This is a genomic window from Sphingobacteriales bacterium (assembly GCA_016700115.1).
Taxonomy (GTDB): Bacteria; Bacteroidota; Bacteroidia; order Chitinophagales; family UBA2359; genus UBA2359.
The window spans coordinates 535,732-548,569 of sequence record CP064999.1 but is presented as its reverse complement, the minus strand read 5'-3'; the positions used below and the strand labels follow the sequence as shown (position 1 = coordinate 548,569).

The window sequence follows — 12,838 nt, the reverse complement described above, 5'->3', positions numbered from 1 at the left end:
TAAAGTTTATTTTTTTGTGGCGTTACCACGTACATTCTGCATTTTTTCTTCTACTTGTTTGGGGGTAAGCGTAGTAGAAGTAGGAGTGGTAGTAGTAGTGGTGGTAGTTTTGGGTTTCGTGGTGGGTTTGGTAGCGGGTTTACCGGTAGCCGTTTTTTCGGGTGTAGCAGGTGCTGTTTTTAAAGCAGCAATAGCAGAGGTAATTGTGCCAACCATGCTCATAGCGCCATCCCAGCTTGATTTAAGATTGCCTGCTTCACCTTTCAAACCTTCCAATTGGGTTTTGTAGTTAGCGAGGTCGGTTTTAGCGGCATCGGTTTTAATTTCCAATTTAGTAACTTTCTCTTTCCAGCTTTGGAATTGACCGGTGATTTCGTTGATTTTGGATAAAATACCGTCAGCACCGCTTCCGATAGCACCTGCTCTGTTTTTAACATCATTGAACAAGTTTAACAGAGAATCAGCCTGAGTTTTGGCAGTACCTTTCAAAGCTTCAGTACCGGCTTTGCTTTCAGCAATTTTAGCATCAAAATTTGCGGTTTCGCTTTTAACTGCGTTTGCAAGGTTAGAAACATCACTCAACAAACCAGACCAGTCGGTTTCAAACGAAGAAATGTCTGTCAACAATTGTGGGTCGGCAGCTTTATTGCAAGAGCCCATCCAAAAGATTAAAACAGCAACAGATAAAAGGCCAAATAATTTTTTCATAATTAAGATAATTTTTGATTTTGTGTAAAAACAGTGCAAAGGTACTGAAACGATTTTATTATTTAGTATGCTTTAACTTAAAAAAAATTTATCTCTCCTTTTAAATATATACCTTTAAGACTAAAAGCACTCAAAATCAAGGACGTTTTCAACAAGTTTTTTCCGGAAATGTTTCCTTACATTTCACTTATAATATGCACTCGTTTTGATATGAGTTCATGTGTCGGAATGACTACTTTATCGGTTTCGGTTTGCAAAGTCAGGGCAATGGTGTCAATGCTCAAAATTTCACCCTCTATATCGTCAATGCGAATATATTGGCCAACCCGAAAAGTTTTACGGCTGTAAAAAGCAGCCAGCATATTGGCCAAAATGGTTTTGGATGCAATTCCATAAGAAATACTCGCGGCCAATAAAATAGCACCCAAAATGAGCACCACATTGGAGGTGATGATGGAAGTGTCTATCCCTATCTGATCTAAAGCGGTGATGCTGATGATTACCACTAAAAAATAAAACACAAACCCGCTGATAATTCTGCCTCCTGTAACACTAAGTGAAGTGGTAGCGGCAGCCACAATTTCTTTGAAAAAGGTAGCGATATAAAGACCGATGATGAAAATAACAATACCGCTGAGCAGAGTGGGTAAAAATCCGATGAGTTTGCTGATTTGCTCTGAAACAATCGTCCAACCCAATGTGTCGGTTGCTGTCACAAAAAACAGGAGCAGGATTAACCAGTAAGCAAATTTTGACACGATATGAACAGGAGAGAGCTGGATGTTTGCCTTTTCAAGTATTCTTGTTGCACTGATGCGACTGGCAAGGGTATTGAATTTCACCACACTCAAAAACTTGATGATGAGAAATGATACTATCCTTGCAAAAAACCAACCGAGAAGAAGCAATAAGAATGCAGCCAATACAGATGGCAGTGCATCCATGAACGATTGTATAAATTTGAGAAAAGATGCGGTGATAACATCTTTAAAGGTAATTATTTCTTCCATAAGTCTGACATTGTTTGTTTATCAAGGGTTTCAAGTGTAGTGATTATACCTGAAGGGCTGCTAATTGATGTTTTTAAAAAAAGACGGAGTAATCAATGTTATTTATTGTTCCAGTTTTCGAGCATTGTTTGCATCAGTTCGGTGTGTGCCTGAACCTGTTTAAAGGTAAATAAATCAATGACATCAAACCAGAATTTGGTCGTATCTATCGTATTAAGAACCTTGTTTTTATGGTTTTTTGGCAGTGCTTCGTTTTCTACTATTTGTTTGAAAGGATTTTTTTCCATGATTCAAATCGGTAAAAAATGTTGAAAAAAGGTTAGTCCGGTTTTTTGTGTAGTGATATTCCAAAAATCTGAAAGCTTCAACAGTCAAAAATTGATTTTAAAAGGAAGCAGGCTTAAAACTATTTAATTTCTCAAAATTAGGCGGTGAAGGGAGATTAAAGGATTTATATTACTGATGTTTTTGGTAAAAAATACGCAAGCGGTCTCTTGCTCTTTTAAGTCTCATTTTAACTGCACTGCTGTTCAGGTTCAATACAGTTTGGATATCTTCTATTGACATATCGTCCTGATATTTCATCAACAAAATTGCCCGGTCATCGGGATTGAGAAGCTGTAACAACTGCATCAACAAGTTGATTTCAATTTCAAACAACTCTTTGTCAACTAATTCTGAATCCCTTTCGTCGGTCAGGTCGGGCAAGCGTTCGTTATCGGCATCCGATAGTTTAATTTTTTGTTTACTTCTGATAAAATCTATACATTGATTGTAGGTAATGGCATACACCCAGGTAGAAAAACTGGAATTGCCCGCAAACTTTGAAATATTTAAAAAGGCTTTCACCAATACCTCATGTGCCAGGTCCTGAGCATCTTCGGTGTTTTTGACCATTGAAATACATTTGCGATAGACTTTATTGGCATAGCGGTCATACAACTCGCCAAACAGCGAGGTATCACCACTGTCAATGATTAATGCCACCAAATCCTTATCGGGCAGTGTTCGTATTTCGGACAATTGATTTTCCCCTGTTTTTAATATTTTAGAAGGGTACGGCAATTTCGACATTATTGACTAATAAGTTAGGTTTCGGTCATTAAAATTGATAGAGGAGCTATATTTTTACCCCTTTGATGTATTTTAACCGGATTAAAATAATGTTAAAAGCGAATTTGTGGGACACCTACACTGCTGTTATTGCCGGCAAAAAGATTAAAGTCTGCTACGGTAACCGAGCCATTCAGTTGCACATCGGCATCGTTATATTGCATGATTGCTGATGATTGAGCACTGTACAGGTTAAAGTCTGCTACTGTGATTACCCCGTTGGAATCTATATCACCGGCTTTCAGGGCAAAATAACCGCCGTTTACCGGTTTTAGTTGATTTGTGCCCAAAGCTTGTGTTGCGGAATTTGTAAAATCATAGACCGATCCGTCGGGAACAAAGGGATTGGCGCTCATGACTGCTAAGTGATTTCTGTGGCGAACTGCAACATAGTAGCTTTGGTTGGGCGGCAGGTTTGGAAATTTAACACCATCGGCAGTTCCATCTACATCAGCCACAATACCGTTTTTTAGAAGTAATGCGGCTCTTTGAGCCACCAGTTCTGTGTTGTTGCCGGCCTGATACAGGGAAATCAGCACCCAGTCAACAGTATTCGATGGAAATTGATCAACCATTTCGGTTCCTTCATACATCCACGGCAACTGATGATAAGGTTGTGTTTGGGGTAAAAGTGAATTTTCTGCCAAATAAGTACGCATACTGTCAGGATCAAGATATGCCCCTTCTAAAAAAACTTTTAACCGAACCAAAGTAGGGCAATAAACCACTTGCAACATCTGAGTTAAGGAGGTCTGACAACTGCCTGTTCCAACAGTATAGGTAACAGGATAAGAGCCGGGTTGCAGTGTATTTGGAATAAAAAATCCGGCAGCTATGTATTCGCTGCTGCCAGACCATACTCCGCCCGATGTGCCTGTTATCAGGGTATTCAGGTTGAATAAGCCCTCGCAAATTTCTATGGTTGTTGTGTTAAAAGAGGCATCAGGAGCAGAAATTACGGTAATAAAACCTGTTTGTGAAGGCGCACAATTTCCGCCGTAAATGGTGTAAGTGATGCTGTATTGCCCCGGTGCGAGCCCGGAAGGATTAAACAGACTGCCGGAAACATAAGCGCCTCCCGACCAAACACCTCCCGTACTTCCGGTCAAAAGGTTGTTGAGATTAAAAGGCAGGTTGCATGTAGCTATGGAAGTGGTATTGAACGAAACAACCGGTGTGGAAGTTGTAAAAGGCAAAATTGAACTGAAATTACTGGTTTGTCCGTCCGAACAATTGGCAGCGACTGCGAATTCGTAATTGGTGCATGGCATCAATCCATTTATTGTGAGGATGTTTGAGGAAGCATTGACGGTTGTCCATGTGGCTTCTATACCTGATTGCCGGTATTGCACGAGAAAGCCGGTGGTGTTTAACTGAGCATACCATTGAAGTTTAGCACTATTTGGAGTAGGTGAAGACGCAAACAGACCTGTTGGAGGGGCACAATACGGCAATGTATTAAAGACAAAAAGCGAGGAATAATTAGATTGGTAACCACTTTGACAAAGTGAATGAACCTGAAATTCATATTCTGTTGCAGCATTTAAACCGTTAAGCTGATAAGAGGTATCGGCAACAGAAAATGTTTGCCATTCGGTCAATCCCGTTTTTCGATAACGCAATACATAGCTGAGTGCTTCGGGTGTTGCTACCCAACTCAGGACGGCAGAAGAAAACGATATGTCAGTTGCTGTTAATCCGGAAGGAGGAATGGAGCAGGGAGCGTTGGGCAATAAGCCAACATTCAGCAAGTTAACCACTCCGTTTGTCGTCAGGTTGATGGAAATGGTATCTGTATAAAAACCGTTTGCTGAAACAACTACATTATAGGTTCCCGTTTGTGCAGCACCTGTGGCATAAAATCCCGAAAAATTGGTATTCGTCTGAGCACCTGAAACTCCGATAATCTGTATGTTCGCAGCAGGAATAGGTTCACCTGTCACAAAATTGGTTACTAATCCTTCCAGATAACAAGCCTGAACATATTCAGGGGTTAAAACAAACAAACCCTGTTGGCGGTCGGATACCAGAATATTGCCGGATGGAAGAAATGGGTAAACTGCCCAAACCCCGTTGAAACCCCCACCGGTCAAAATGTTGGTGTCGTAATGTCCGACTTCAATGAGGTTATAGGGATAGGTGGCATCCACAATAGTAGTTCCGGCGGTGTAGTAGGCAATGTTCAGAAAGTTGCCATTGACATAAACATTGTGTGGAATAGCTAAAGACCCCGGGTCATGCTGATACCGGTCAAGTTCGGTAATATTGTCTAAATCGCTGACATCATAGGCGGTTACATACGAGTTGTTAACTTCGTCGGTGGTAAACAAATACTGACCGTCATCGGTAGGCCATGCGTTATGAGTAAATGTGTTGGGGGTGCTTTGTGTTGCCAGAATAACGGGAGCATTTTTATTGCTCACATCTACTACCCTGAAATGTCCCACAAAAATCTCAGCACTCCAAAGGGTATCGTTTCTGACAAAACCATCGTGAACATAAGCGCCGTTATATTTACCCAAATAAGCCGGATTAGTTAAATCAGATGCAATGTCTATCATAAAAGTGCCGCTGCCTTGTCCGGTAGAATTAGCACCGAACAGATAACCAATACCGTTTTCGTCAATCCAAATTGTATGAGCAGTGGTAAATCCAAATCCCAATTGAGTATAAAAACTATTGGCTGATGCCGGAAGGTTAGAGAGGTCAATAATCAACAGACCTCCTGCTGCTGCTGATTCGGTAGTTACATAAGCGTAGTTCTGCCAAATATCTACATCCCGCCAAACATTATCTACCCCCGGAATAAACTGCACTTCACTAATGGCATCCGGATTGTTCACATCCACAATAGAAACTCCGGTTTGTGTTCCTACTATGGCATACTCGATACCGCCCGGCGACACATAACCCCATACATCGTTTGCATTTTGAGTATAGTTCAACTGACTGCGAAAGGTTAGGTTGTATTGCGCATTCATCTGATGTTGGCAGACAAATAATCCGCTAAGCAGTGCCAAACAAAAGAACATTCGGATTGCTGTTCTGAGACAGGGGATTAAACCAAACCTTTGCAGAAAGGTGATGGAAAGAACATGATTTGGCATAGATTTCATAGCAGGTTGAGTGAATAATGGCAGCGACCCAAAAACAATTGCCGGTTAAACATGGTTTGCGTGGCCGGGGTAAATGTTGAACATGAAAGTTTATAAATTTCTTTTAAGTCGGCAGTCACTTACCCCATCCTGACTTGTAAAGATAACAATCAATCGGGAAAATAAATATTCTATTGGCAACCAGATTGGTAAGTGTGTCTTAAACGGTCAATTTATCCTTTCATCCGGTAGATTCTAAACTTTAAACATTAGCAATTCAATTAAGGTTGCTTCTGTGGAAACAGAAGCCGGTAAATTTGGAGAGGTAAGTTAATGAAAGGAGAGGGGATATATAGGTGATCTGTATTTGATGGCTAACATTCATAAAATTTTTCTATGAAGGGTATAAATGAATCAGGCAATACCATCATTTTACAGGGTTGATTTGTTTTTACTTATATCAGACTCATCGTGTTGTTTTTTTATCTTACTTTGTAAGCACCTTTGATCCATATTTTAGCATCTTGTAAGCTATTACATTACCCATCACTTCATCGAATACCTGAATTTATATGAAAAACATCCTATTTTTACTGTCCTTCATCTTTCTCGCCATTGTGCTGACTTCGGCACAAGGTGGTTGTGCCAAAACGCAAAAAACCAACTATGCTATGGAAAAATACACACCCGGAAATGATTACGCTGCGGACTGGAAAAAAGTGGCCGAATTCGAAAACAAAGGGCTGACCGAAGATGCCCGAAAATTGGTTCAGACCATTTACACCAGAGCTAAAGCCGAAAACAACGCTGCTCAATCGGTCAAAACATTGCTCTACCTTTATAAGTATGAAGCCTATACAGAAGAAAACAGCGAGCAGAAAATTATTGACAAATTGAAACAAGAGACCGAACAGGCGAAATATCCGTTGAAGCCGGTGCTTCAATCTATTTTGGCCGAATTGTACTGGCAATATTTTCAGCAAAACAGATACCGCATCTTAAACCGCACAGAGGTAACCAATCAGGATTTACCCGATTTTCAAACCTGGGATGCCAACCGGTTTACCTCTGAAATTACTCAGCTCTACCTCGCTTCATTGACCGATGCCGCCCAGCTTAAAACTACTCCGGTTGATATTTACGGCGATATTTTAGTCAGTCCGGGCGGTGCTCGTCCTTATCGCCCTACTTTATTCGATTTGCTGGCACATCGCGCCTTTGATTATTTTTCAAACGATCAGGCAAACATCACCAAAGCTGCCGATCAGTTTAAACTTTCGGAAGAAGTGGCTTTTGCCGATGCCGCCAAATTTGTGGCGCATACCTTTACCAATACCGACAAACTTTCGGTGAAATATTATGCACTGACGGTGATTCAACAACTCTTAGACCTGCATCTGAAAAACGGTAATATTCCTGCATTGATTGATGCCGACCTTAAGCGACTCGATTTTGCCAAAGCGACTACCACCTTACCCGACAAAGACCAACTCCTGTTCAACGCCTTGTTACAGTTAGAAAAGCAGTTTCTGTCAGACACGTCTTCAGCTAACGTCAGTTACCGCATTGCTCAGCACTACAACCAAATGGCCGACAAGTATCAGCCCAAGGTGAACGAAATCAACAAGTTTGACCGTAAAAAAGCCATTGAAATTTGCGATGCCACTATAGAACGGCATCCTAAAAGCATGGGTGCCAACAACTGCCGTGCCTTGAAAGAGCAAATTCTCAGCAAAACGTTCGGTTTTACCGTAGAACAAGCCAACCAGCCCGATCAGCCTTTCCGGGCGTTGATTCATTACCAGAATGTGCAGAAATTATTTGCCAAAATAGCCCTGTTAACCCCAGAAGCTGAAGAAAAGGCAGAAAAAATGGATCGGGAAGAACAAAGGTTAGATTTTTACAACTCCCTGTCTGCCTTGCATAAATGGAACATTATGCTGCCTGACGAAGGAGACTACCAAACCCACTATACCGAAGCTAAAATACATCAGGTTCCTGTTGGCAAATACATCCTGATGATGTCCTCAGATGAAGGGTTTTCTTATTCCAAACAAGCACTTGCCTGGCATATCACCAATGTTACCAACCTGAGTTGTGCCAATCGTGCTGTTGAAAACCGTGTGGACTTTTTTGCCATCCATCGCTTTAACAGCCAACCTCTCGCTGGAATTGATTATTCCATTTCTACACAGGAGTACAATTATAATTCGCGGAAATATGAAAACAAAGTCCTGAAATCGGGTAAAACCGGTAAAGACGGCGATTTTTCCTACACCAAACCCAAGGAGTTTTACAACAACCTTGTCGTAGATTTAACGCAGGGGAATGACCGGTTTTCTACCTCTCAGTATTCTTACGGATACCACGAAAATAACCAACCCTCGACCCACACTTTTCTGTTTACCGACCGAAGCATTTACCGTCCCGGACAAACCGTATTTTTTAAGGGCATTACCATCAGAACCAAAGGAAACGGCAGAGACAACGAATTGCAGACAAACAGCCCGACAACCGTTACGTTTTACGATGTAAACTCCCAAAAAATTACGGAACTGAAGCTGAAAACCAATGAGTTTGGCTCTTTCAGCGGTTCTTTGACCATTCCATCCAATTTGTTGAATGGACGTATGACGATCTCGAACGAATATGGCAGCGCTTATATACAGGTAGAAGAATACAAGCGACCCAAATTCGAAGTTACTTTTAACCCCCTGAAAGGCAGTTATAAACTCAACGAAAAGGTTACCGTTACCGGGGTTGCAAAGGCCTATGCCGGTTTTAATATTGACAATGCTCAGGTAAACTACCGCGTAAAACGAAATGCCGTTTTCCCATATTGGTGGTGGTGGTGGAGACCGATGCCAACTTCGGCCGAATTAGAAATAGAAGTTGGAACGACCAAAACCAACGAAAACGGAGAGTTTGAAATCACGTTTACCGCTATTCCGGACCTCACCCTTAAAGCAACTGAAAAGCCTCAGTTTAACTATACGGTGTATGCCGATGTTACTGACCTGAACGGAGAAACTCAGACCAACGAACTGACGGTCAGCGTTGGAACTGTTTCGATGCTGGCAAGTATTGCCCTTCCGGATGTGACGAACCGGAAGGATAAAAAACAGTTTTCGCTCAATACCACCAATCTGGCAGGCCAGCCCCAACCTGCCAAAGTAGCGGTCAGCGTTCACCGCCTGCAACATCCTTCAAAAGTATATCGCGAAAGACAATGGCAAATGCCCGATATCTTTGTCATGTCTAAAGATGACTACGGCAAAGACTTTCCAAATGATGAATATGCAGGTGAAAACAACCCCGACAATTGGGAGCGTGCCGAACAGGTGTTTAGTCAGACGTTGAACACACCGGCCGATTCTGTTGTCAATTTTTCGAACCTCAACAACTGGAAACACGGAAGATACTTGGCCACACTGACCACAACCGACGTTTACGGAGAAAAAGTAGAATGGAAAAAGGTGTTTACCGTGTTTGATCCGGACGAGGATAAAGTACCCGCCAATGAGTTGTTTTGGAGCCACCTCAGCAACAATCAGGCAGAACCCGGACAAACCGTTCAGTTGTTATTTGGCAGTGCAACACCCGAAGCACGCTTTTTATATGAACTGGAACACGAAGGGAAAATCATCCGCCGTGAGTGGATCAATGCCGACAATGCTCAAAAAAAGGTTGCCGTAAAAGTAGAAGAAGCCTACCGGGGCAATTTTACCATGCACCTGAGCATGATTAAATATAATCGTTTGTTTACCCAATCACAGACCATCTACGTTCCCTGGACCAACAAAAATCTAAATATTGACTTTCAGACTTTCAGAAGCAAGCTCTATCCCGGACAGAGTGAAGAATGGCGGCTAAAAATCAGCGGGCAAAATGGTGACAAAGTGGCTGCTGAAATGTTGGCCTCCATGTACGATGCCTCGCTCGATGCCTTTTTATATCATGGCTGGAATTTCAGCATTTATCCTTCTTTTTACCCCCAATCTTATTTTAGTGCCGACAACGGTTTTGGTATTGCTCAGGCCCGCCTTCGGGCGGACTACTGGAACTCGCCCCGCTACTATTATGCTTCTCAAAGCTATGAATATCTCAATTTTTTCGATTTCTATCTGGGAAGCTATGGGTATCGCCAATATCAACGCAGCGACAGAATGTATATGTCCAAAAACATGGCGGTAGAATCGGCAGCACCTCCTGCACCCTCAGGGGCAGTGCCTGCTATGGAAGAAATGGATCAGTCATTGGTGATGGCAAATGGCGCAGTTGCAAAAAAGAAAAACGGCAAAGGCGAAAGCGGAAACGGAGATGAAGAAAAACCCGAAACCGGCAAAACTAAAGCAGGCGGCGACGAAGTGCAGATACGCAAAAACCTTCAGGAAACTGCCTTTTTCATGCCGCATCTTAAAACGGATGAAAGCGGAGCCGTGATCATTTCTTTTACCGCTCCCGAAGCCCTGACAAAGTGGAAACTGATGGGGTTTGCCCATACCAAAGACCTCAAATATGGCATGTTTACCAAAGAGGTCGTAACGCAAAAAGACCTGATGGTTATTCCCAATGCTCCGCGTTTTATGCGCGAAAACGATGAAATTTATTTGTCGTCTAAAATCTCAAACCTGACCGAAAACGCATTGAGCGGCAATGCCACGCTTCAACTGTTTGATGCCATCAGTATGAAACCGGTGGACAACCTGTTTATGAACACCAATGCGGTTCAGACATTTACCACTCAGGGAAAACAAAGCACCTCTGTGAGCTGGAAACTGAAAGTGCCCGAAACAGTACAAGCCCTTGTGTTTAGGGTCATTGCCAAATCGGGGGATTTTTCGGATGGAGAAGAAAACGCTTTGCCGGTACTGACCAACCGCATGTTGGTAACCGAAAGTATGCCCCTGCCCGTTCGCGGAAAAGGAAAAACCAATTTTACATTCTCCAACCTGTCAAAATCTTCCGCATCCAACACCCTGCGCCATCAAAGCATGACGCTGGAGTTTACCTCTCAACCGGCTTGGTATGCCGTGCAGGCATTGCCCTATATGATGGAATATCCCTACGAATGTACGGAGCAGATTTTTAGCCGTTACTATGCAAACAGCATTGCTTCAAACATTGCCAATTCATCGCCAAGAGTGAAAAAAGTGTTTGAAACATGGAAAAATGAGGCCATCACCGCATCTGCCGCAACAGGTAAAGAAGCGGCAGGGGCTTTGCTTTCTAACCTCGAAAAAAATCAGGAACTAAAACAGGTATTGCTCGAAGAAACCCCCTGGGTATTGCAGGCCAAAAACGAAAGCGAACGCAAACAACGCCTCGGAGTGCTGTTTGATTTAGAAAGAATGGCAAGAGAATTTGCGATTGCGGAAAAACAACTCCAACAGCGTCAAACCGTCAACGGCGGATGGTCGTGGTTTCCCGGAATGCCCGAAAGCTGGTACATCACCCAACACATCGTTTCAGGACTCGGACATCTCGATCATCTCAAAGTGAAATCGGTCAGAAACAGCTCCGATTCGTGGAACATGGTTCAAAAAGCAGTCCAATTCATTGACGGTGAAGCCGACAAAGCTTATCAAAACCTGATTCGCTACAAAGCCAATATGGACGACAACCAACTCAGTTACACCCTCATCCATTATCTGTATGCCCGCAGCTTTTTTACCGATGTTCCGTTGAACAAACAATACCAGACTTCATTCAAATACTGGACCGGGCAGGCAGAAAAATACTGGCTGGGCAACAGCAAATATATGCAGGGAATGATTGCGCTGGCCTTGTATCGCCAAACCAATCAGGACAGCAAAGTAGCCCTTCAAATTATGGAGTCGCTCAAACAAAATGCTACCCATAACCCCGAAATGGGCATGTATTTTAAAGATGTTGTGCGAGGATGGTATTGGTATCAGGCACCTATCGAAACTCAAGCCCTGCTGATTGAAGCGTTTCACGAGGTAGCCAAAGACAAACAATCGGTAGAAGACATGAAAGTTTGGCTGCTGAAACAAAAACAGACCCAGGACTGGAAAACCACTAAAGCCACCGCCGAAGCCTGTTATGCTTTACTGTTAACAGGCGATAACTGGCTGGCAAGTGAAGAGTTGGCTACCATTACCATCGGTAAACACACCCTTGACCCCAAAAATATGCCCGAACTGAAAGCCGAAGCCGGCACGGGTTATTTTAAAACCGCTTGGGCGGGTGACCAAATCAGTGCAGATATGGCCAACATAACCGTCAACAAACCTGATAACGGAGTAGCATGGGGAGCAATTTACTGGCAGTATTTTGAACAATTAGACAAAATCACATTTGCCGAAACCCCCTTGGCCATTAAAAAGCAGTTGTTCTTGGAGAAAAAAACACTTAGCGGCAAACAATTGGTTCCCCTTACCGATGGCGCGAGCCTGAAAGTGGGAGATGTGGTAAAAGTACGCATCGAAGTGCGCTCTGACCGCGATATGGAATATGTGCATCTGAAAGACATGCGTGCTTCGGGTTTTGAACCCGTCAATGTCATTTCCTCCTACAAATGGCAGGACGGATTGGGCTATTACGAAAGCACCAAAGATGCGGCCACCAACTTCTTTATGGACTGGCTGCCCAAAGGCACCTACGTGTTTGAATACCCCTTGCGCGTAAGCCATAAAGGAAATTTCAGCAACGGCATTACCACCATGCAATGTATGTATGCCCCCGAATTTAACACCCACTCCGAAGGAATAAGGGTGAAGGTGGATTGATGATTTAACACCTTATCAGTTAAATTTAATCAATTCTGGACGAAATTTTATACCGCTTCACTAACTAATGAACCCACCCCGGTCCCTCCGAGGAGGGGAGTAGCTCCATGCTTCGATGGTCTTATTCCCTACCCTCAAGGGTTTAGGGGTGGGTTCTTAC

General features: G+C 42.9%; 6 protein-coding genes. 1 reads left to right on the top strand and 5 read right to left on the bottom strand.

Features of this window, described 5'->3' with window-relative positions:
- Window positions 1-6: 6 nt before the first annotated feature.
- From IPM47_02000 to IPM47_01980, 5 genes are all read right to left on the bottom strand, one after another.
- Window positions 7-708, bottom strand: coding sequence for a hypothetical protein (locus IPM47_02000; protein QQS29751.1), 702 nt, complete (start codon window positions 706-708; stop codon window positions 7-9).
- A 176-nt stretch (window positions 709-884) separates the two neighbouring features.
- Window positions 885-1,718, bottom strand: coding sequence for a mechanosensitive ion channel (locus tag IPM47_01995; protein QQS29750.1), 834 nt, complete (start codon window positions 1,716-1,718; stop codon window positions 885-887).
- Window positions 1,719-1,816: 98 nt separating this feature from the next.
- Complete coding sequence (locus IPM47_01990; GenBank protein ID QQS29749.1) at window positions 1,817-2,005, bottom strand: hypothetical protein; 189 nt, start codon at window positions 2,003-2,005, stop codon at window positions 1,817-1,819.
- 169 nt (window positions 2,006-2,174) lie between these two features.
- Window positions 2,175-2,792: an RNA polymerase sigma factor gene (locus tag IPM47_01985; GenBank protein ID QQS29748.1), complete on the bottom strand. Its 618-nt coding sequence runs from the start codon at window positions 2,790-2,792 to the stop codon at window positions 2,175-2,177.
- Window positions 2,793-2,884: 92 nt separating this feature from the next.
- Window positions 2,885-5,938 carry a choice-of-anchor B family protein gene (locus IPM47_01980; GenBank protein ID QQS29747.1) on the bottom strand — a complete coding sequence of 1,018 codons (3,054 nt, stop codon included), beginning with the start codon at window positions 5,936-5,938 and terminating at the stop codon, window positions 2,885-2,887.
- Between the two features lie 560 nt (window positions 5,939-6,498).
- Here IPM47_01980 and IPM47_01975 point away from each other — a divergent pair.
- Entirely contained in the window at window positions 6,499-12,678 is a 6,180-nt protein-coding gene (locus IPM47_01975; GenBank protein ID QQS29746.1) for a hypothetical protein, read from the top strand.
- Window positions 12,679-12,838 lie beyond the last annotated feature (160 nt).